This window comes from Enterococcus salsurae (assembly GCF_054784955.1).
On record NZ_BAAHWY010000003.1, the window covers coordinates 365816 to 387943 of the forward strand.

At 41.1% G+C, this 22128-nt stretch carries 22 protein-coding genes; 11 read left to right on the plus strand and 11 right to left on the minus strand.

Going from position 1 to position 22128, the window contains the following annotated elements:
- Positions 1–2: 2 nt before the first annotated feature.
- Genes ACYVRS_RS09900 through wecB form a run of 3 tightly spaced genes read left to right on the plus strand, consistent with a single transcriptional unit; the run spans position 3 to position 3593 of the window.
- Positions 3–1418 (plus strand): lipopolysaccharide biosynthesis protein, encoded by a 1416-nt coding sequence (locus tag ACYVRS_RS09900; protein WP_461198622.1) that lies wholly within the window; start codon positions 3–5, stop codon positions 1416–1418.
- Positions 1415–2446, plus strand: a complete 1032-nt coding sequence (locus ACYVRS_RS09905; protein ID WP_461203268.1) for a glycosyltransferase family 4 protein — start codon at positions 1415–1417, stop codon at positions 2444–2446. Before ACYVRS_RS09900 ends, ACYVRS_RS09905 begins: the two co-directional genes overlap by 4 nt.
- 22 nt (positions 2447–2468) lie before the next feature.
- The gene (wecB, locus tag ACYVRS_RS09910) at positions 2469–3593 is read left to right on the plus strand and encodes a non-hydrolyzing UDP-N-acetylglucosamine 2-epimerase (RefSeq protein WP_313537826.1); all 1125 of its coding nucleotides are present in this window, start codon (positions 2469–2471) and stop codon (positions 3591–3593) included.
- A 423-nt stretch (positions 3594–4016) separates the two neighbouring features.
- On the opposite strand, the gene ACYVRS_RS09915 is transcribed toward wecB, so the two are convergent.
- From ACYVRS_RS09915 to ACYVRS_RS09930, 4 genes are all read right to left on the minus strand, one after another.
- On the minus strand, positions 4017–4541 hold the full coding sequence (locus ACYVRS_RS09915) for a type 1 glutamine amidotransferase domain-containing protein (protein WP_313537828.1): 525 nt from the start codon (positions 4539–4541) through the stop codon (positions 4017–4019).
- A 109-nt stretch (positions 4542–4650) separates the two neighbouring features.
- The gene (locus ACYVRS_RS09920; protein ID WP_461203269.1) at positions 4651–4917 is read right to left on the minus strand and encodes a hypothetical protein; all 267 of its coding nucleotides are present in this window, start codon (positions 4915–4917) and stop codon (positions 4651–4653) included.
- 21 nt (positions 4918–4938) lie between these two features.
- A complete protein-coding gene (locus ACYVRS_RS09925; protein ID WP_461203294.1) occupies positions 4939–5481 on the minus strand; it encodes a TMEM175 family protein in 543 nt (180 codons plus the stop codon).
- 9 nt (positions 5482–5490) lie between these two features.
- Positions 5491–5580: a TMEM175 family protein gene (locus ACYVRS_RS09930; protein WP_313537830.1), complete on the minus strand. Its 90-nt coding sequence runs from the start codon at positions 5578–5580 to the stop codon at positions 5491–5493.
- Positions 5581–5724: 144 nt separating this feature from the next.
- On the opposite strand from ACYVRS_RS09930, the gene ACYVRS_RS09935 reads away from it, so the two are divergent.
- The 5 genes from ACYVRS_RS09935 (at position 5725) to ACYVRS_RS09955 (ending at position 11362) form a co-directional block, all read left to right on the plus strand.
- Positions 5725–5997 carry a UPF0223 family protein gene (locus ACYVRS_RS09935; protein WP_054116784.1) on the plus strand — a complete coding sequence of 91 codons (273 nt, stop codon included), beginning with the start codon at positions 5725–5727 and terminating at the stop codon, positions 5995–5997.
- Positions 5998–6015: 18 nt separating this feature from the next.
- Positions 6016–6783, plus strand: coding sequence for an inositol monophosphatase family protein (locus ACYVRS_RS09940; RefSeq protein ID WP_461198625.1), 768 nt, complete (start codon positions 6016–6018; stop codon positions 6781–6783).
- Positions 6784–6987: 204 nt separating this feature from the next.
- Complete coding sequence (gene typA, locus ACYVRS_RS09945; protein ID WP_054116786.1) at positions 6988–8814, plus strand: translational GTPase TypA; 1827 nt, start codon at positions 6988–6990, stop codon at positions 8812–8814.
- A gap of 129 nt (positions 8815–8943) precedes the next feature.
- Positions 8944–10308, plus strand: a complete 1365-nt coding sequence (gene rlmD / locus ACYVRS_RS09950; protein ID WP_461203270.1) for a 23S rRNA (uracil(1939)-C(5))-methyltransferase RlmD — start codon at positions 8944–8946, stop codon at positions 10306–10308.
- A gap of 499 nt (positions 10309–10807) precedes the next feature.
- A complete protein-coding gene (locus ACYVRS_RS09955) occupies positions 10808–11362 on the plus strand; it encodes a cysteine hydrolase family protein (RefSeq protein WP_461203272.1) in 555 nt (184 codons plus the stop codon).
- A gap of 56 nt (positions 11363–11418) precedes the next feature.
- Here the strand turns inward: ACYVRS_RS09955 and floT are convergent, their stop codons facing one another.
- On the minus strand, positions 11419–12870 hold the full coding sequence (gene floT, locus ACYVRS_RS09960; RefSeq protein ID WP_461203274.1) for a flotillin lipid rafts scaffold protein FloT: 1452 nt from the start codon (positions 12868–12870) through the stop codon (positions 11419–11421).
- A gap of 13 nt (positions 12871–12883) precedes the next feature.
- Positions 12884–13411 carry an NfeD family protein gene (locus tag ACYVRS_RS09965; protein ID WP_461203275.1) on the minus strand — a complete coding sequence of 176 codons (528 nt, stop codon included), beginning with the start codon at positions 13409–13411 and terminating at the stop codon, positions 12884–12886.
- 371 nt (positions 13412–13782) lie between these two features.
- Between ACYVRS_RS09965 and ACYVRS_RS09970 the strand changes: the two genes are divergently transcribed.
- Positions 13783–13911 (plus strand): hypothetical protein, encoded by a 129-nt coding sequence (locus ACYVRS_RS09970; protein WP_054116800.1) that lies wholly within the window; start codon positions 13783–13785, stop codon positions 13909–13911.
- A 71-nt stretch (positions 13912–13982) separates the two neighbouring features.
- On the opposite strand, the gene spxB is transcribed toward ACYVRS_RS09970, so the two are convergent.
- A complete protein-coding gene (gene spxB / locus ACYVRS_RS09975; RefSeq protein ID WP_313537840.1) occupies positions 13983–15704 on the minus strand; it encodes a pyruvate oxidase in 1722 nt (573 codons plus the stop codon).
- Between the two features lie 175 nt (positions 15705–15879).
- Complete coding sequence (locus ACYVRS_RS09980) at positions 15880–16380, minus strand: MerR family transcriptional regulator (protein ID WP_054116802.1); 501 nt, start codon at positions 16378–16380, stop codon at positions 15880–15882.
- A gap of 136 nt (positions 16381–16516) precedes the next feature.
- Between ACYVRS_RS09980 and ACYVRS_RS09985 the strand changes: the two genes are divergently transcribed.
- Both ACYVRS_RS09985 and ACYVRS_RS09990 read left to right on the plus strand, forming a co-directional pair.
- Positions 16517–17995 (plus strand): MDR family MFS transporter, encoded by a 1479-nt coding sequence (locus tag ACYVRS_RS09985; protein ID WP_054116803.1) that lies wholly within the window; start codon positions 16517–16519, stop codon positions 17993–17995.
- On the plus strand, positions 17992–18699 hold the full coding sequence (locus ACYVRS_RS09990; protein WP_313537845.1) for a DUF4811 domain-containing protein: 708 nt from the start codon (positions 17992–17994) through the stop codon (positions 18697–18699). Before ACYVRS_RS09985 ends, ACYVRS_RS09990 begins: the two co-directional genes overlap by 4 nt.
- 35 nt (positions 18700–18734) lie before the next feature.
- Here ACYVRS_RS09990 and ACYVRS_RS09995 read toward each other — a convergent pair whose 3' ends face one another.
- From ACYVRS_RS09995 to ACYVRS_RS10005, 3 genes are read right to left on the minus strand one after another with little or no spacing between them, the layout of a single operon-like run.
- Positions 18735–19889, minus strand: a complete 1155-nt coding sequence (locus ACYVRS_RS09995) for a pyridoxal phosphate-dependent aminotransferase (protein WP_461203276.1) — start codon at positions 19887–19889, stop codon at positions 18735–18737.
- 20 nt (positions 19890–19909) lie between these two features.
- Positions 19910–20632 (minus strand): amino acid ABC transporter ATP-binding protein, encoded by a 723-nt coding sequence (locus tag ACYVRS_RS10000; RefSeq protein WP_313537849.1) that lies wholly within the window; start codon positions 20630–20632, stop codon positions 19910–19912.
- Complete coding sequence (locus ACYVRS_RS10005) at positions 20625–22100, minus strand: ABC transporter substrate-binding protein/permease (protein ID WP_461203277.1); 1476 nt, start codon at positions 22098–22100, stop codon at positions 20625–20627. Before ACYVRS_RS10005 ends, ACYVRS_RS10000 begins: the two co-directional genes overlap by 8 nt.
- Positions 22101–22128 lie beyond the last annotated feature (28 nt).

A 22128-nucleotide genomic window follows, 5' to 3' on the forward strand; every position in this document is an offset into this window, starting at 1 on the left:
TTGTGAAGAAATTGTTTATGAGATTGGGTTTGTTTTCCATAGGATCATTAGGCTCAGCACTATTGAATCTTGTTCTTCTACCTGTAACAACCAGTTTTTTGACACCAGAAGAGTATGGCAAAACAAGTATGTTTTTTCTGGCGCAAACTTTTTTGATTTATATTATCTATCTGGGGTTTGATCAAGCCTTTACTCGAGAATATCATGATCAAATGAATAAGCGTGCACTTTTACAGCAAGCTATGATTGTACCATTAATAGGAGCGATGGCTTTGCAAGCTATTTTGATAATATTCTCTTCAGGATTTTCTCGAATTTTGTTTGCTTCTCCAACGTATTCTTATGCAATCTACCTACTTGCTGGTTCAATTAGTTTGCTTATATTTGAGCGATTTATACTGCTATATATTCGCATGCAAAATCATGCCGTTAAGTTTTCCGTATACAGTATTTTAGTGAAACTAGTGGTATTGTTAACAACTTTGTTCTTTCTATATATGTATTCTCCAACTTTTATTACCGTAGTTTATGGCATGTTGGTTGGCCAAATGATAGGGGACTGTATTTTGATTATAGGAAATTATAAATTTTTTTTTCCTATCGAAAGACAAATCGATTATGACCTGATTCACAAATTAATGCATTTTGGCCTTCCAATTGTCATAGGTACATTCTTATATAGCTTATTGATGATTATTGATAAAGTTATGCTTCGCCACTTTACTGATTTTTCTTCATTAGGAATCTATACTGCGGGATTTAAAATAGCAAGTGCATTAATGGTTTTACAAATAAGTTTTGCGAATTTTTGGGTTCCAACTGCCTATGAGTGGTTTAAACAAAGAAAACCAATTTATTATTATGAACGAGTGAGTCACTTGATCATGTTTTTGATATCGCTATTCTTTTTGTTTATGGTCTTCTTTAAGGAAAGTATCATCTATTTATTATCTCGTGAATACGCAGAAGCTCAATATGTATTCCCGTTACTGTGTTTTTACCCCTTAATGATGACAATCAGTGAAACGACAAATTTAGGAATCGTCTTTTCTAAGAAGAGCCATTTGAATATTGCTGCGTCATTTATTGCTGTAGCTGTTGCTTTTATTTGTCATCTATTGTTAATACCGATAAGTGGAGCCATAGGGGCTGCCTGTGCAACTGCAGCAGGATACTTGACTTTCTTTCTTTCACGTACATATTTTTCTATGAAACATTGGGAAGGGTTCTCGGTGAAACGTCAAGTGACGTTGACACTTATACTATACATCTTCGCAATTTTTGTAGCTTATAATCGAAATATCTGGCTTGAAAAATCTTTAACAATAGCATTAATTATTATAACTATCTCTATATACAATAAAGAGGTTCGACAGATTCTACAATACTTTATTGAAAGGAAACAAAAAAAAATATGAATATTTTACTAGTTGGACCGGATCTAAATGCAAAAGGAGGAATGGCAACGGTTATCCGTAATTTCTTAGAAGCTGAGACACCCCCAGATCTCAATTTTTATTATCACAAAACTTGGTCTGAAAAATGGACAATTTTAACACAGATCATCGCATTTTTTAGTTTTAGATATAAGATCAAAAAAAATAATTGTCAAATTATTCATTTTCATGTCGCTCAGAAAGGGAGTTTTTACCGGAAGAGTATGCTATTACTTTTAGCACCAAAAAAGTGTAAAGTTATTTTTCATTTACACGCTTCAAAATTTGATCAATTTTATCAAAACAGTCACCGTTGGGAGAAGTGGTGGATTCGCCAAATATTCGAACAGGTTGACCAATTGGTCGTTTTAAGTCAAAGTTGGGCAAATTTTTATCAGTCGATTACAACTACAGCCATCGATATTATTCCTAACGCAGTAGAATTACCCGATAAAAATGTTTATGATGCAAATGCAGAATGGATTCTCACACTCGGTAGAATTGGGCAAAGAAAAGGGAGTTTTGATGTACTAGAAGTTGCTAAAGAGATTGCTATAGAATTTCCTTCAATCCGTTTTGTGATGTATGGTGATCAAGAAAACGCTGATATAGATAAACAGATTAAACACGAAAAAATTAATAACGTCTACTTAAAACATTGGATAGGGAAGGAAGAAATGCCAGAAATATTAAATCAATCAGTATTACATTTTCTTCCGTTGTATCATGAAGGAATGCCAATGTCCATTTTGGAAACGATGGCATCCGGGATTCCCAATCTATCAACGAAAGTAGGTGGTATTCCTGAGTTAATACAACATAATAAAAATGGATATTTGGTAGATGCGGGGGATACTCAAGCTATGGTAGAAACTTTAAAAAAATTTTTGAAAAATGAAAATTATCGAAAAAAAATTAGCCAAAAGTCTAGAGAGACAATTATTGAAAAATATGGTTTACCTGCATATCTATTGCAGTGGAATCAGATATATATAAAGCAACTTGATTAAATAATAAAGAAGGAGATGTGTGATGAAGAAAATTAAGGTAGTCTCAGTTTTTGGTACTAGGCCAGAAGCAATAAAAATGGCCCCTGTAATAAAAGAGTTGATGCGTTCTTCAAGATTCGACTCTAAAATAATCGTTACCGGCCAACATAAGGAAATGCTAGACCAAACTTTAGCATCTTTCAAAATAGTGCCAAATTATAATTTAGAGATTATGCGAGAAAATCAATCTCTAACGAGTATTACCAGTCGTATTATTCAAGGCCTTGAAACGATTTTTCAATCAGAAAAACCTGATCTCATTCTAGTTCATGGAGATACAACTACAGCATTTGCTGCTGCACTAGCAGCATTTTATGAAAAAATTTTAATTGGTCACGTAGAAGCGGGGTTAAGAACTGGTGATAAAAACAATCCCTTTCCGGAAGAAATGAATAGAAGTTTAATTGATCAGATGTCAGACTTTATGTTTGCTCCTACCGAAAAAAGCAAAGAGAATCTGGTCAAAGAAAACTTGCCTCAGCAGCAAATTTATGTGACTGGAAATACATCTATTGATGCTTTATTCAATATATTAGAACAAAAGCAGATCCATAATGCTATAGATGCTAATAGTAAAGAAAAAATAATATTAGTAACAATGCACCGAAGAGAAAATATAGGTCAACCAATGGAACAGGTGTTTAGTGCGTTAAAAAAAATAGCAAATGAATACCCAGAATTTCTTGTAGTATTTCCGGTTCATAAAAACCCTAAAGTGCGTGAAATTGCCTACCAATATTTAGATGGACAAAGAAATATAAAATTGATCGAGCCATTAAATACGCCTGAATTCTATCAATTGCTATCCAAAAGTTACCTTGTCTTGACTGATTCAGGCGGAATTCAAGAAGAAGCTCCCTCGTTAGGCGTACCTGTGCTGATTGTTAGAGATACTACAGAAAGACCTGAAGGCATTGCTGCAGGAACTCTAAAGTTAATTGGCACAGAAGAAGAACGTGTATACTCAGAGATAAAGCATCTTTTATCAAATAATTCTCTTTATCAAAAAATGTCAAAAGCTAAAAATCCATATGGAGATGGACAAGCTAGTGAGAGAATCGTAAATCAATTAGAGCAGCATTTCTCAAAGATGAAAAATTTGGAATAGTCAAAAACTATATAGTCTACAATCAACAGGTAGAAATAAATGAAAATGAAACGATTTCCCATATAGTGCTTGAGAATGCTGTTTATTGTCATTTATTTCCTTACAGCTATGATATAAAGAAACGTGAACAAGAAAAATCATTACCTAAGAGAGGAATTAGAATTGATAATAAATTTCTAGGTCTTCTTGAAGCCAAAGAAGAAGTCCGATTTCAGTCCCTGCAACCAAACCAATGACTGCAAAGCGAGCTAAGCTGTGTCCATGCTGTATTCACCATTCAAGTATCTCTCCACTAGTTCTACTCGTTTTTATGGATGAGTTTCATCTTTCTTTTTGGCATACAAAATACCCCCTATACAGGACTTTTTATATTTCAGGTCCTAAATAGGGGGAGTATAACACTAAAGCTTCAGCGGTTTTTTCTTATTTTTTCTCTAATACAGCAATAAATTCACGCATATAATCTGGTAGATCAGGCGGACGGCGGCTAGATACGATATGGCCATCAGTAACGGCTGGTGTATCAACCCATGTTGCACCTGCGTTGGTCATATCATCTTTGATCCCTGGCGTGCTAGTGACCGTTTTGCCTTGTAAAATATTGGCTGAGATCAAGACCCAGCCAGCATGACAGATCTGTCCAATGATTTTTTGCTCTTTATCCATTTCTTGGACAAAAGAGATCACTTCAGGAAAGCGACGCAATTTATCTGGTGCCCAGCCACCCGGTACCAATATTGCATCGTAATCAGCGGCTGCGATATCAGTAAATGCATAGGCTGATTCAGCCGGGACGCCGTATTTGCCAATATAAGTTTTATGGGCTTCTTGACCAACCAAGTCAACTTGAGCGCCTTCTTCTCTTAAGCGGTGGACAGGGTACCACAACTCTAAGTCTTCAAAATCATTGTCCACTAAGGCAATGATTTTTTTGTTTTCTAAACGCACAGATATTCCTCCTTTTTTGTATGCTTCAAGTGTAACAAATGCACAGACAAACAACAAAATATCCGCTTAAAAGCCGCTGGCATCATATCTGCCAGCGGCTTTTTTTTGCTTAACGTTTTCGACCTGGTCCTCTTTGCCGGCGATTGTTCTGGTTCGTGACCCGTTGCAGGACTTTTTCGGCTTTGTTTTTTTCGTTTTGGAGACGGTTTTGCTCCATTTTCAAATGCCTGCGTTCTTGGTCATTTGTGGATTGTGCCAACTTTGTACTCGTTTCAGCCAATTGCTTTTCAATTTGTTCTTGCCAATTGTGATTGAATTGGACCCACCACTGAGGATCAGCATAGTCGTTGGCTTGTTCATCCTTGCCAGTTGCCAACACATCCTTATACCGTGTCAGCTAATGTCCCAGCGGTTGACGCCACTGTTTCAAATAATACGCCCGCTGTTCGTCATTCATTTGTTCGATATAAGTATCTTCTTCATGATCAATCATATTTTGTAAGAAGCCCATGATCGGTAAAATCAAATAAATGATCAAGCCGAAGCGGGGGAAGAAGAAGGCAAGTACCAGTAATATAAGTCGAAACAACAACATCATCCGCTGTCTTTGGCGTTCTTTATTTTGGATAAAAGGATCAGCGGCGTGTTGATTGAGTTGTTTGTTCAAAGACAAGACGAGATATGTCCATAAAGCAGTGACTAGGAAACTCAGCAGACCATAGATCAAGACGACTTGCTGGTTGGTATCTTCAATCAGCAGACGAGTAAAAGTAGGAATCAAGGACATGAAAAATAAGAAAAATATATATACGACAAAATCTTTATTTGATATTTTGTTGATTTTACTGAATAGTCCAGCCCCTTGATACCACAGGTCACCGACGAAACAAAAACTGATAAAATAAATACCAATAGCCCGCAGGAGTGCCCATACTTCGATGGTTCCGGACTACGTCAATTGGATGGGCAATTCTAATACGATAATAGTAATGATGATTGCGATGATCGCATCACCAAAAGCAACGATTCTTTCTTTCATAGTATGCACCTTTCTTGTTGAAACTGACTCTATTTTGGCACAAATTGAAGAGAAAAGAAACGATGAAAAGCTCAACCAGAGTTTTTTCGTCTTGAAGCAATTTTATGGTACACTAAAAGGGAAAGAAAAACAGAGGTGAACACTATGCGAGAGTATCAATATCCGCTTGATTTGGATTGGAACACAGAAGAAATGGTCGTAGTAATGAAATTATGGGATCAATTGGAACAAGCGTACGAAAAAGGCCTTCCTGCCACCGATTTTTTGAGCAGTTATCAAGCCTTCAAAAAAGTGGTTCCGAGTATTGGGGAAGAACGGCGATTGGGACGAGAATTTGAATCACTTTCCGGTTATTCCTTGTATCAAACGGTCAAAACCGCAAAGGAAACCACAGGCAAACTAAAAATGAAAGCATAAGAAAGGATCGATAAAAGCATGCAAGATATCGTCAAAGCAGTACATAGTTGGATGATCGACGCTGGCGAACAGATCAAGGAAAGTTTGACTAAAGAACATTTGCGCGTCGAAACCAAATCTGGACGCAAAGATCTAGTAACTGAAATGGACAAAGCAACCCAAGACTATCTGATCGATCAAATCAAAGCCTATGACCCTGACGCGAAAATTTTGGGAGAAGAAAATGGCTTAGATCACTTAGATGATTTAAGTGGTCGCGTATTTATCATTGATCCAATCGACGGCACGATGAATTTCGTATTAGAAAAAGAAAACTTTTGTATTATGATCGCAATTTATGAAGAAGGCCAAGGTCGATTCGGTTTTGTGTATAACGTCATGAAAGATGAATTCTTATGGGGCGGACCGGAGATCGGTGTGTTCAACAACGGCAAAGAAATCCATCCACCAAAAAATATTGCTTTATCAGAAGGTCTGGTCGGGTTGAACTCTCCAATGTTGATCCATAACCGTCACCATGAAACCGAAGTCAGCGATCGCTCTCTAGGTATTCGCATGACAGGTTGTGCAGGGTTTGAATTGATTGCATTAGTCAAAGGACAAAGAGCCGCCTATATCTCACATTTGGCACCATGGGATTACGCACCAGGAGGCGTCTTATTAGAAACGCTGGGCTTGAAAATGGCCAATATCAATGGCGAGCCGTTGTCCCTAAATGGCCGAGAATTATTCGTAGGCGGAACACCCAAAGCGTTCGATGAGTTGATGACTTTGATGAAGCAATAGTTGTTAACGATAATTGACTATGCCTAATGCGTCAAAAAACGAGGAAATCGCTTTGGAATCAAGCCAAAATAGCGGGTAAAAACAGGTATTTTCTAAATATCTGTTTTTTTCTGTAAAAATGAAAACTTTACACTATATTTCAGAAAGAAATTCTGTTATAATGGCTTGTCGAGTGCAATGTCAACAAAGAAGGAGCAAAATAGATTGAACTTTAGAAATGATATCCGTAACGTAGCCATTATTGCCCACGTTGACCACGGAAAAACAACATTAGTTGATGAATTATTGAAACAATCACAAACATTGGATAGCCATACGCAATTACAAGAACGTGCGATGGATTCAAACGCGATCGAAAAAGAACGCGGTATCACGATTTTAGCCAAGAACACAGCTGTAGAATACAACGGTACCAAAGTCAACATCATGGATACCCCTGGACACGCGGACTTCGGTGGTGAAGTAGAGCGGATCATGAAAATGGTTGATGGTGTAGTATTGGTTGTTGATGCGTACGAAGGAACGATGCCTCAAACACGTTTCGTATTGAAAAAAGCCTTAGAACAACATTTAGTACCAATCGTGGTTGTCAATAAAATTGACAAACCTTCAGCACGTCCTGAGCACGTGGTTGATGAAGTATTAGAATTGTTTATTGAATTGGGCGCAGATGATGATCAATTGGATTTCCCAGTGATCTATGCTTCAGCGATCAACGGCACATCAAGTGAATCAGATGATCCTGCAGATCAAGAAAAAACGATGGCGCCATTGTTTGATACAATTATCAAACATATCCCAGCACCAGTAGACAATAGTGATGAACCATTACAATTCCAAGTATCATTACTTGATTACAATGATTATGTTGGCCGTATCGGTATCGGTCGCGTCTTCCGCGGCAAGATCAAAGTCGGTGACCAAGTAGCATTGATGAAATTAGATGGCACAGTCAAGAAATTCCGTGTCACCAAATTGTTTGGTTTCTTCGGCTTGAAACGTTTAGAAATCCAAGAAGCCAAAGCCGGCGACTTGATTGCAGTATCTGGTATGGAAGATATCTTCGTTGGTGAAACAGTTACACCAATCGATCAACAAGATTCATTGCCAGTCTTGCACATTGATGAACCAACGCTGCAAATGACTTTTATTGTAAATAACTCACCATTTGCGGGTCGTGAAGGTAAATTCGTGACAGCACGTAAAATCGAAGAACGCTTAATGGCACAATTGCAAACAGACGTATCATTGCGTGTTGATCCAATCGGACCAGATGCATGGACTGTTTCTGGCCGTGGTGAATTGCATTTGTCGATCTTGATCGAAAACATGCGTCGCGAAGGGTTCGAATTGCAAGTATCTCGTCCTGAAGTTATCGAAAGAGAAATCGATGGCGTCAAATGTGAACCATTTGAACGCGTACAAATCGATACCCCTGAAGAATATATGGGTTCAGTCATCGAATCATTAGGTTTGCGTAAAGCAGAAATGCAAGATATGATCAACACTGGCAATGGCCAAGTACGGATCATCTTCTTGGCACCAGCACGTGGCTTGATTGGGTATACGACTGAGTTCTTATCTATGACACGCGGATACGGCATCATGCACCACACATTTGACCAATACTTGCCAATGATCCAAGGACAAATCGGCGGCCGCCATCATGGTGCGCTAGTATCGATCGATACAGGTAAAGCAACTACATACTCAATCATGAGTATCGAAGAACGTGGAACTGTCTTTGTTGAACCAGGTACAGATGTTTATGAAGGCATGATCATCGGTGAAAACTCTCGTGATAATGACTTAACTGTTAATATTACCAAAGCAAAACAAATGACCAACGTGCGTTCAGCAAACAAAGACCAAACGTCAGTGATCAAGAAACCAAGAATCCTTTCACTTGAAGAATCATTGGAATTCTTGAATGAAGATGAGTACTGTGAAGTAACACCTGAAAGCATTCGTTTAAGAAAACAAATCTTGAACAAGAGCGAACGTGAAAAGTCACAGAAAAAGAAAAAATAGGCTGATCAATCAGTCCGCTAAAGTCAGAGCGTTATGCTCTGGCTTTTTTTACGGCAGTCGCAGAAACAACCCTTGCAATTTCTTCAGGACCTTTTTACAATGAAGAGAGCAAACTTAAAGGAGATAACAATGAAAAATTATCCAGTAGAAAAGAATCAGGAAATTGAAGTCGAGATCATCGATCTTTCCCATGAAGGAAATGGGATCGCAAAAGTGGATGGCTACTTATTATTTATTGAAAATACATTGCCAAAAGAAAAAGTCATCGCTAAAGTTTTAAAAGTCGGCAACAAATTTGGCTTCGCGAAAGTGATGAAATTTCTTGAAACAAGTCCCGACCGGCAAGAACTGCCGAATGAAGCCTTGTTGCGCACAGGGATTGCGCCACTAAGCCATCTAAGTTATGACAAACAACTACTGTTCAAACAGCAGCAAGTGGAAAATGTCTTAACGAAAATCGCCAAACTAGATGTACCTGTTCTTGCGCCAATCGGCATGACAGAGCCGTTTGGCTACCGCAATAAAGCACAGATCCCAGTCCAAAAAATCAATGGTGCCTTAACAACGGGGTTTTATCGGAAAAACAGTCATACATTGGTGCCGATTGAAGATTTTTATATCCAAGATCCGCAAATTGATCAAGCAATCATCACGATCAGAGATATTTTGCAGCGTTTCAATGTAAAAGCCTACAACGAAGAGGCCCATGAAGGCTTTTTGCGCCACATTGTGGTCCGACGTGGACACCATTCAGGTGAAATGATGGTTGTTTTGGTGACCAGAAAACCTAAATTCTTCAAAGGCGAAGAAATTGCTACCGTCATTCATGATGAGATCCCAACAGTCGTATCCGTTATTCAAAACATCAATGAAGAGAAGACCAATGTCATCTTGGGTGAATTTGGCCGTGTGTTGTATGGCAAAGAAACGATCGAAGACCAATTATTAGGCAAAATATTCCAAATTTCAGCCAAATCATTTTATCAAGTCAATACTGAAATGACAGAAGTACTCTATCAAAAAGCCTTTGAAATGGCGCAATTGAAACCAGATGATATCGTTGTTGATGCCTATGCAGGAATCGGAACGATCGGTATTAGTTTAGCGGACCAAGTCAGTGAAGTCTTAGGGATGGAAGTGATTCCTGAAGCCGTCAACGATGCCAAAGCCAATGCCAAACGCAACGGCGTTGATAATGTCCATTATTTCGTCGGCAAAGCCGAAAAAATCATGCCGCAATGGTTACGTGAAGGCATTCAGCCAACTGTAGTCTTCGTCGATCCACCACGTAAAGGATTGGATGCGTCATTCATCGAAACCACTGCAGCGGTTGGTCCAGAACGGATTATCTATATCTCATGTAATCCAGCAACATTGGCCCGTGATTTGGCATTGTTCGCAGAACAAGGATATGAAACGAAACAAGTACAGCCGGTTGATTTATTCCCGCAGACAACACATGTGGAGTGTGTAGTGTTGTTGGAGAAGAAATAGAAATAAGCGATTAGTAAAAAACCAGTTAGGCAGATTTGCTTAGCTGGTTTTTTTTGTAGTCTGAGGGAATTGGTCGATCCTAATCAACTTTAATGAAACAAGGTTTCCTGCATCTATGCTATGATGTGACAAAGAAGATAGCACAAAAGTTGGCGGTTGTGCAAATCAAACTGAAATGACTTCAGAAAAACTTGACTGTATTTTGCATGAATAGTGATGAAACACAAATAGGTTCTTTTGAATCTTATCAAGTTCCTGCATCGACATGGGCAATTTTCTCTGGTACAGGTAGCGGGAAATCGATAAAAGAATCATCACTGAGTGGCTACCAAACGCTGGTTATGAATATGGCGAAGCCGCAGATGAGGGCTTGTTTTTTGAATATCAAAATAAGACCATTGTTTCCGTTTTGTCAGCTATCATTTCGTAGTATTCACATACGATTTCGCGTACAATATATAAAACGCCCAAACCATTCAAACACAAGGAGGCAATTACAATGAATGATCACGCCGCATTATTGATCATAGATGTCCAAAAAGCGTTTCAAGACCCTTCCTGGGGGAATAGAAACAATCCGCAAGCTGAGGCCAACATGCTGCGTATCCTAGACCTGTGTCGGCAGAAAGATTGGCAAATCATTCATGTCCGCCATCGTTCAGCACATCAAGCATCACGTTTTTATGTGCATCATGAGGGCTTTGAACCACAGAAGGGTTTCGAAGCTTTGCCAGAAGAAAAAGTGATCGAAAAAGAGGTCAATAGTGCATTTATTGGGACGGATTTGCAAAACTACTTAGATACAAGACAAATCAAAAAGGTCGTCATTATTGGGTTGACCACGCCTCATTGTGTGTCCACGACAACACGCATGAGCGGCAATCTTGGGTATCAGACGTATCTTGTTGACGATGCGACTGCGGCCTTTGACTTGATGGATCATCGAGGTCAATTGATCGATGCGGAATTGATCCACCAAATTACTTTGGCAACGCTGCATGATGAATTTGCGACGATTTTGAGTACGGATGCGTTTATCAATACGATCCAATAAAAGACCAGCAGCGAATCCATGCCTTATACATGGTTTCGCTGCTGGTTAAAATAGGTTTAGTCCTTTTTCATCAATTCAGAAGCGCCAGCGAAATTCTCAATCAATGCTTTGACATCTAAGCCAGTTGTTTCTTTTAAAGTTTCTTGGCTGGAAGCCAAGAGATTGGTGGCATAATTGGTTATACGGTTGGCACCGCCGCCTTCGCTTGAGCCAGTATCGACGACAGATATTTTGTCAATATTGGCTAGTGGGGCGGCTGCTTCTTTGACTAATGCAGGCATGATTTCAACGATCATACTGAGGATCGCCGCTTCATCATATTTCTTGAAGGCATCTGCGATTTTCTCCTTCGTTTCGGCTTCTGCCGTTCCTTTGGCTAGGGTGGTTTCAGCTTCAGCCAATCCAATCAAACGGATCTTATCTGATTCTGCTTTCGCCATCGACTCGGTGCGGAATTTCTCGGCTTCCGTTGTGGCTTGGGCCAAGCTTTTTTTGGCTAATGCGTCTTGCTCACGGGCATACCGGTCAGCATCAGCTTTCTTTTTGACTTCTGCGTCGTATTGGCGCTCACGTCTTTGAATTTCTTTTTCTTCCAGCTCGATCTGTTTTTGCCGTTCAATGACTTGAACTTCGATCTCTTGCGCCACGACTTGTTGCTTGATGATGGCACTTTGCAAGTGATAGGCTTGGTCAGCATCGGCTTTGGCGATGTCTTGTTCCTTCTTATACAATGCCAACTTTAATTCTTTTTCTTTCAATGCTTCTGCGATCTCAGTCAAACGCTTTGACTCGGCAGTTTGCGATTCTTGTTCAGAGCGGGCTTTTTTGATGCGGGTTTCTTTTAGTGCTTCTGCCTCAGCGATTTCAGCATCCCGTTTGACTTGGGCGATGCGGGGTTTTCCTAATGAGTCAAGATAGCCGTTTTTGTCCCGGACTTCTTTAATGGTGAAAGAAACGATGATCAAGCCCATTTTTGCCAAATCGACGGAGGCAACTTCTTGCACGCTTTGACTGAATTTATCCCGGTTCTGATAGATTTCTTCTACGGTCATTGAACCAAGGATCGATCTAAGATGTCCCTCTAAGACTTCCCGGGCTTCATTTTCCAATTCATCTCGCGTCTTTCCGAGAAATTGCTCAGCTGCTGTGGCAATTTCTTCAACGGAAGAACCGATTTTGATGATCGATGTCCCATCGCACATGACAGGTACACCTTGCTCCGTGTAAACTTCAGGTGTTGACACATCAAGTTTGCTGGATAACAAACTGATGCGATTCGATCGTTGAAAGACAGGCAAGACGAAAGCCCCGCCACCTCTGACGATTTTGATTCGATTATTGCTCTCATCGGCATGGACATTTTTCTTGCCTAAGTAGCTGCCGCTGATGATCAGCGCTTCGTCAGGTTTAGCTGTTTGGTACTTTGATACAAAAACAATCAGCAGCATCAAGAGAATAAACAATAGTAACACGATCGGTATGAACAATGTTGAGTATAGGATTGACATAGAACCACCTCTTTTAAAGTTTTAGTTGTTGGTCGACATAGGGGACGACATAACAGACCCGGTCTTTGACTTCAATGATCAAAACACTTGTCCCGGCTGCCAGCGGTTCTTCGATGGATTGAAAGGCTGCGGCTGGTCGATTGGTCGAACCAGTCACACTGGACAACTGGATCTCGCCTAGACCTTGACAAGGGATAGGAGTCAATATAGTGGCCACGCGTCCTTCAAATTTTTTTTCAGAACTGGACAATGTGGATTCCGCTTGGCGGAGTGGGACTAAGATGTAAAAGTTTAACAGAAAAACGAGACCGGTGGATAAAGCGCTGCTGACTAGGAAGATACGGATTGAAGATAGGGTGAACCACTGTTCACCGATGTAGCCGAGTAAACTGAGAAAGGCGATCCATGGAATGATCAGCATTGGATCGATCGGACCATCGAAATCAAAAATATCACCGAAAATCAGCAAAACCACCGCTAAAAAAGCGCAAATGAGTAATACGGTAAAATAGATTTGCTCTGGGGCATAGCTTTCGAGCACGCATCAAACCTCCTTTCATATAAATTGGACGTCGCTGCCAAGCACCAAAAAAGGAAGAATGAGGAGTGGTGAAGTTGTTTTGAAAGCGGTGTCCTATCTCTATTATAAGCACAAAGGCGCTTAATAATCAGAAAAATTAAAGAATTTAAATAAATTTGAATATTTATGATGATCGTGTGCTGAATCCTCTAGACAGAAGCCTAGCTGAAAAGTATTGACAAATCCTTTAAATCAAAGTAAATTAAGCTAGGTATACAAAGTGGTCAGCCTGTCCATGCAAGGCGATCCCAATTTTATACACAACAGGCGAATAAAGCGTAATCAGCTTTTTATGAGTAAGTGCGTCATGTGCAAAAAATGAGGTGATAGCAATGGATCAAAAAGAAAAAATGCGCGAATTAATTAAGAAAAAACAAGGTGGCGGCCGTTCAAAAAAAATGGAATCTCCAAAAAATGACCGCAAAAACATGCGTAAGGGACCAAAAATCTATAACAAATAAGTTGGACAGCAAAGAACCATGATCGAGAGAAATCGATCATGGTTCTTTTTTATCTGTCTAGCTGTCTTTTATTATGAGAGTAGTTCACTCAATGCGGGCATATCATGCACTTGATATTTTTCTTTGAACGCATGGATCTCTTCAGGGGTGAAAGATTCAGGATCCAAACGTAATTCTTCAACAGGGAGTGGGCGTTCATTGGCAATCTTGACATCGATCACAACTGGTTTGGTACTGGATTTTGCTTGCTCGAAGACTGAAGGCAGCTGATGGCTCTCTGTCACGGTATAACCTTTCGCACCTAATGCTTCACCAACTTTGCCAAAATCAGCACCTGCGATTTCCACACCAAATTTAGTCTGTTCAGTATCTTCCTGTTCTGCTTCGATGAAGCCAAAAGAATCATTGGAGAACACCACATTGATGATGGGTAAATTGTATTTGACTTGGGTAATGATATCTTGCATTTGCATAGCAAAACCACCATCGCCGCTGAAGGTAAAGACCTGTCGCTCTGGATAACTCAACTTGGCGGCAATACCTCCGGGTACGCCATTGCCCATCGTTGCAAACCAGCCAGATGTGGTAAAGCGTTGTTGGCCGGTCATTTCGAGATGTCGAATGCTATGGATCGTCACATTGCCGACATCGGTGACAAAGACAGCATCGTCTTCGGCGATGCGGTTGATTTCTTTGTAGACTGGTTCAGGCCTTAATGGTACTTGGTTATTGGTATCAAATAGATGCCGCCAATGATGCCAGTTTAGACTATTTTGCTGATTGGCATGCAACCATTTATCGGCTGGACGGGCACGTCCTATCTCAACCCATTTTTTCAAGGCGGTGCCGCCATCACCTAAAACAGAGACATCTGTATGATGTCGGCGGCCAAATTTAGAGGCATCGATATCTACTTGGACAAACTTTGCTTCAGGATTGAAAAAGCGCCGACCAAATGGAAAATCACTGCCGACAAAAACGATCAGATCGGCAACAGCTAACGCTTCATTGGCGGGTTTTGTCGCGACCCGCCCAGCAAAGCCTAAGAAGTTTTCATATAAGTCCGGAACGATGCCTTTGGCTAAAACGGAAGCGGCCACTGGCATGGAGAAATGATCGGAAAAAGCTTTGATCGCTTCAAAATCACCAAAGACACCTTGACCAATATAGAGCAAAGGTTGTTTCGCTTGTTCAAAGAAGGGTAAAGCTGCGCGCAAATCATGATCTGTGGGCTGAAAGACTGCTGTTTTGTGGTTGGCAGCTGTGGCAACATCAAGATCTTCGATTTCTTCGAATCCAAAGTCAACGGGAATGGTTACAACAGCTACGCCACTAAATTTGTACGCCGCTTTGATTGCTTCATCTACGACATGCGGCAAGCTTTCTGGAGACATCACCGTTCGATTGTAGATACTGACATCCGCAAACATTGGATTTTCGTTCATTTCTTGAAAGTCATTATAGTTCATAGAGGTGGAGGCGACTTGTCCAAGCAAAGCGACCACAGGCACGTTGTCCATTTGGGCATCATACAGACCATTGATCAAATGGGTCGCTCCAGGACCAGCAGAGCCAAAGACAGCACCGATTTTGCCAGTCAGCTTCGCATCTGCTGCTGCGGCCAATGCGCCTGCTTCTTCATGGCGGACTTGAATATATTGGACACTTTGCCGTTCATGGAACAAAGCATCCATGGTTGAATTGAATGAACCGCCAGGGATACCGTAAATATGATCGATCCCCCAAGCCTCAAATACGTTGATCATTGCCGTCGCTGCGTTGATTTTTGCCATTACATTCACTCGCTTTCCTATTTTCTTCTACTATAAGTATAAACGTTTACGAAGAAGACAACAAAGAATGTGGCTTTCGCTAGGGGTAGTACGTCAAAATATCTGTGGGCAACTTTTTGCGCATTACATACTGATCGATTTCGATTAAATTCATACGAAAAAAGGAACACCGATTTCAGCGGTCTTCCTTTTTGGTCGTGTCATGAGAGGTACAATGCCGTAATTTATCAAAATCATAGGATTCTTGTTTAGGCAATAATTCATAATGCAGTTTTTGGCTGACATCATCGTGGATGATGTGGAGAATGTGTTGGTCTTCGTCTACGGGCCCCAAACTAATGATCGTGAAACGGTCATCGATGACTTCCAGATTTTGCAAAGCACCAGAAAATACTTTGCGGATATGATGGGCAATTTTTATTTTTTTGTCTGCTTTTTCAACGGATTTGGCTAAAGTGAAGCCTTCATCGAGAAATCGCTTGATCATTTCTACTTTGATCACAGTAGGCAATCGGTATTTTCGCGGCGCGTTTTCTTCTTGCGCGACAGACACGATAAAGCCTTTTTGTTCCCAATAGCGCAACTGTCGTGGTGAGATGCTGCACATTTGACTAAGTTCGCTGATGCCTACCAATAGGTTGTCGTTTTCCACCAGATTTCGAAATAGATGTGACATATCGACTCCATTCTTGTAAAGGTATTTGTATATATTGTAACTTGTTTTACTTTTGTGTCAAGTAGGTTGACAAATAAACACAAAAGTTTTAAAGTAAGGAGTGCTTTATGAAAACTATTTGAAAAGAGTGTGAAATATGTCAACGAGTCGTCCTTTAGATATATATGGCAAACCATACAATCGATCATTGTTGGTCATGGTCTTGCTGATTGGTACTTTCTGTACCGTATTGAACCAAACGTTGTTAACAACAGCTTTCCCGACTTTAATGAAGGCTTTTGATATTACAGCGTCAGATGTTCAATGGTTGACAACTGGTTTCTTATTGGTGAATGGGATCATGATTCCCATCACTGCATGGTTGATCAACAAATTTAGTTCCAAAAGTCTTTATTTGACCGCAATGACTATTTTCCTTGTGGGAACTATTGCTTGTTTTACAGCACCTAATTTTTCTACTTTATTGATTGGTCGCTTAGTTCAAGCGGCTGGTGTTGGGATTTCAATGCCTTTGTTGCAAAACATTATGTTGTCGATTTTCCCACCAGAAAAACGTGGTTCAGCGATGGGCATGTCAGGGATTGTGATTGGATTGGCGCCTGCTTTAGGTCCAACACTTTCTGGATGGATCATTGACCATTATGATTGGCGTTATCTGTTCGGTATGGTGATTCCAATTGTGGTTCTTGTCTTAGTGCTTGCGATCTTTTTGATGAAGAGCGTCATCGAACTATCTCATCCGAAAATCGATATTTTCTCCGCACTGTTGTCCACCGTAGGTTTTGGTACCTTGCTTTATGGATTTTCAAGTGTCGGCGACAAAGGATGGGGCAGTGTTGAAGTGATCGGTTTCCTTGCAGCTGGTGTCATTTTTATCGCCCTCTTTACATGGCGCCAATTACACATCGAGCATCCATTCTTGGAATTGCGGGTCTTCAAATCCAATACCTTTACGATGGCTTCGATTTTATCTGGTGTCACAAATATGGCTATGATCGGCGCAGAAATGGTCTTACCATTATATATTCAAAATATTCGTGGTGAATCAGCCTTTCATTCTGGCCTGATGTTATTGCCAGGTGCATTGATCATGGGGATCATGATGCCAATCACTGGCGCTATCTTTGATAAATATGGTGCCAAACGTTTGGCCATTACTGGGATGTTCATTTTGACGGCGGCAACTTTACCGTTTGCCTTTTTGACGAAAGATACCCCAATCTTGCATATTATTATTCTGTATTGTATTCGGATGTTTGGGATTTCAATGGTCATGATGCCAGTCACAACATCTGGGATGAATGCCTTGCCTGTTAACTTGATGAGCCACGGAACGGCAGTCAATAATACGTTCCGTCAGGTGGCGAGCTCGATCGGAACAGCAATTTTGATCAGCGTATTGTCTAATGTCACGAAAGGCAATTTGCCAAGCGACAGTTTATTAGATGCGACACCTTTAGCGTATAAAGATAAAGCAATTGAGGCAACTTTATCTGGTTACCATGCAGCCTTTTATGTAGCCACAGCTTTTAGTTTGGTTGGTTTCTTCTTTGCCTTTACGCTTAAAAAGAAAGAGCCAGCTTTAAAAGTGCTTAAAGGAGGTGCCAATCAATGATCTTGATTTTGATCGTTCTTAGTGTCCTAGGCTTTGCGTTACTTAATGTCTTTGCTAAAAAGTCTTGGCAAACGGCAGTGTCTTTAGTACTTGGGGTCGTTTTCGTAGGTAGTCTTGTGGCTTTGATGGCCAACTTGACCTATCATTTCGGGATGGAGAAAGAAGTCACTTCGAAAACAACTGCTTTGGTATCCAGTGGTGACAGTGAGGCATTTGATTTGCTTCTCTATCAACCTTTAGGTGATGGCACAGAAAAAGTCTATCTGTATAAAACGGACAGCGCGCAGGAAGAGCCAAAACAAACAGGGACTGATAAAGTCACGAATGTTGTGGAAACAGGGGCTGATTCAGCGCAACTGACGACGGATACAACTCGCTGGGTCTATCAAAATGATGTCTATCGCTTTTTATTCGGGATTGCGGATAACGACGGCGAATATGTGGAACGCACGAACACATTTGCTGTACCTGATGCATGGGAAGTGCTGAGTGTCGATCAAGCCAAAAAACTAGCGTCTTTGGCGGAGGAACAAGCAGATACCATGAAAACTGAAGGACAAGCATATGTACAAGAAAAAATGCAAGCAGCTTTGATGGCAGATCCGACAATGGACGAATCGGAACAGCAAGCGAAAATCGCTGAATACACCGCAGCTTATCAAGCAGAAGCGATGAAGAAGTTAGTGGAAGAAGCGAAAAAATAAAAATAAGCTTTCCCTTATTTTGGGAAAGCTTATTTTTATTTGAATTGACAAGTCTCGATCCGATCGAAAGCTTCTTTTAGTACCTCCAATGATTGTGTTGCCGCGAGGCGGACATAGGTATCACCGGTGGTTTCACCAAAGGCTTTTCCTGGAATCATCAGCACACTTGTTTCTTGCAGCAATTTCTCAACAAAAGCAACAGAATCTAAGCCGCTCCCTGAGATATTGATAAAGGCATACATGCTGCCTTTGACAGGAGAGAGGGATAGGAAGGGAATCTGTTGCACGCGTTCTTCAATGTAGCGCAACCGTTCTTTGAACACCGCTACAACTTGCGGAACCAATTCATCATAATGGTTAAGGGCATAGATCCCAGCACGTTGCGAAGGCGTTGGCGCAGAATATGCGATGGCTTCATTGATCAATTTGGCGGTCAGATTGATGGCTTCAGGCGCAATCATATAACCGATCCGCCAACCAGTCATGGCAAAGGCTTTGGAAAAACTACTGAAAGTAATGGTATGTTCTGGTGCGAAAACAGCCATTGGGACAAAGGTTTCGTCAAAGCAAAATGCCTCATAGACTTCATCTGATAGAATCAATAAATCATGCTTGATCGCCACATCAGCAATTTGTTTAAATGTATCAGGCGAGAAGACAGCACCAGTTGGATTGTTCGGTGAATTGATAATGATTCCTCGGGTCTTGTCTGTGATCGCTGCTTCTAATACTGCCACATCGATTTGGAAACCGTCTTTCTCGTAGGTTGGAATAAAGACTGGTACACCGCCTGCAAGTTCGACTTGCTGTTTATACGGAGAGAAGTAAGGTTCATGGATGATCACTTCGTCACCCGGATTCAAGATTGCCGCCAGCGCTAGATACATACCGTGTAAAGCGCCGACTGTTCCCCGAACTTGGCTAGGTGAGAAGGTCAAATTGTATTGCTTCTGGTAAAAATCAACAACCGTTTGGATAAAATCAGCACTACCATCAGAAGCTGTGTATTTGGTATGACCGGCCTTGACATCGTCAAAAGCGGCGTTGATGATCGTTGCATCAGTGGTCAAATCAGGATCACCGATGGATAAGTCGATCAAATTAGGTGTTTTTTTGGCCAGCGTAGCAATTTCCATCAATAAATTTTCAGCAGGTGTTTGAAATCTTTCTGCGATCAAAGGACGTTCCATTGTATTGTCATCTCCAGTTTTTATAATACTTTACTTAAGAAATCTTGGGTTCGGCTGTTTTGCGGGTGATCAAATATTTCTTCTGGCGTTCCTTGTTCTTGAATGATGCCGTCGGCCATGAAAATGACCCGATCGGCCACTTCTTTGGCAAAGCCCATTTCATGGGTCACGACGACCATCGTCATACCTTTTTCAGCCAGTGTTTGCATGACCGCCAATACTTCACCGACCATTTCAGGGTCAAGAGCGGAAGTTGGTTCGTCGAAGAGCATGACGTCTGGGTCCATAGCCAGGGCGCGAGCAATCGCTACACGCTGCTGTTGACCGCCGGATAGACTCGCCGGATAACTGTTGGCTTTATCTGCCAAACCGACTTGTGCCAGCAAATCTTGGGCGGTTTTTTCGGCCGCAGCTGGCGCCATTTTTTTGACTTTGATTGGACTGAGGGTCAGATTTTCTAAAACTGTTTTGTGGGGAAAGAGATTGAAGCTTTGAAAAACCATCCCCATTTTTTGGCGAATCTGATCGATATTGACATTTTTTGCCAACAGATCATTGCCTTCGAAGGTGATTTGACCATCAGTTGGTTGTTCGAGCAAATTCAAGCAACGTAAGAAGGTACTTTTGCCGCTGCCGGATGGCCCGATGATCACTACGACTTCACCGGATGTTACCTCTAGATCGATTTGATTCAAAACGGTGCTCTCACCATATGTTTTCACAAGTTTGTCGATTTTAATCACTAGTTTTCATTCTCCTTTCAGCAACGCCCAACAAACGTGATAGAGCGAAGGTCAATACAAAGTAAATCAATGATACGATGACATAAGGCAAGAATGGTTTGAAGCTGGCGCCTTGAACCACCCCGGTTTGAAAGATCAATTCGGATACACCGATCACAGAAACAACGGAGGATTCTTTGATCACAGTGACAAACTCATTGCCTAATGCAGGTAAAATATTTTTGATTGCTTGAGGGAAAACGATGAAGCGCATGGCTTGCATCTGATTCATTCCCAGTGAGCGCGCGGCTTCTAGCTGTCCTTTGTTGACGGCGTTGATGCCAGCTCGAATGATTTCTGCTACATACGCAGCACTGTTCAAGGCCAATGCAATACAGCCAGCTGTGACTTTCGACAAATCAAGGCCTAAGACCCCTGTACCAAAGTATACAATAAAAATTTGTACCAACAAAGGTGTTCCCCGAACATACTCAATATAAACAGCTGCGATGACTTTCAATATTTTGTTCTTAGATAATTTCATGAATGCCAGCAAACTGCCGCCGATTGAACCGAACAAAACACCAACAAAAGCTAGAAAGATCGTATAGCCGGTCCCTGAGATATAAAAAGGCAAATATTTGGCAAAGAAGCCTTGTTCAACGGTATCTTCATCACCAAACATCAAAGCGTTGGCTTCGGCTTGATATTGGGTCAATAAGTCGTTGTTGACGATCGTGTCAATGGAGGCATTGACCTTTTCTAATAGGACGGGTGCTTCTTTTGAGATTGCGACAGCTGTTTCTTTGGTGCCATTTTCAAATGTGACATTGTCTGCTATCGCCAACTTGTCGTTTGACATCACGTACGCATCCGCAACTGGACCTTCCATGACGATCGCATCGATTTTTCCTGATGTTAGATTGGTGATCAAGTCAGGGACTTTTTGCAGTGAAGTGACAGTGGATCCCGTTAATTCAGTTTTTGCCAGTTCTTCCTGGGTCGTTTGCTTTTGGGCCCCAACGGCTACACCATCAAAATCTGACGTAGATTGGAACGTGTCGGCATCTTCGGCTCTAACGATGACTTTTTGCTGCACTTCCATATAAGTGTTTGAAAAATTCACTTCTTTTTTCCGTTCATCAGTCGCCGCCATCCCAGAGATGACGACATCGATCTTGCCGGTTTTCAAGGCACCTAGTAAAGCATCAAAACCTAATTCTTCGATTTTCAGCTCAACGCCTAAGTCGTCTGCGATTTTTTGTGCAATGGAAATATCGAAACCAACGATCTCATCTTTGCCGTCGATCGTGGCATGGAATTCATAGGGGGCATAATCGGCTGAAAGCCCCACAACCAATTGACCATTGGCTTTGATTTTATCATAGATTGGATCAGTTTCTGCCGCTTTGACTTGTTGGACTAAGAAAAAGGGCAAGAGGGTCACTAGCAACCCAAAGAGTATCAGAACTTTGTTGAACCTTTTCATGTGAACGCTCCTTTTTGTGTATGCATTT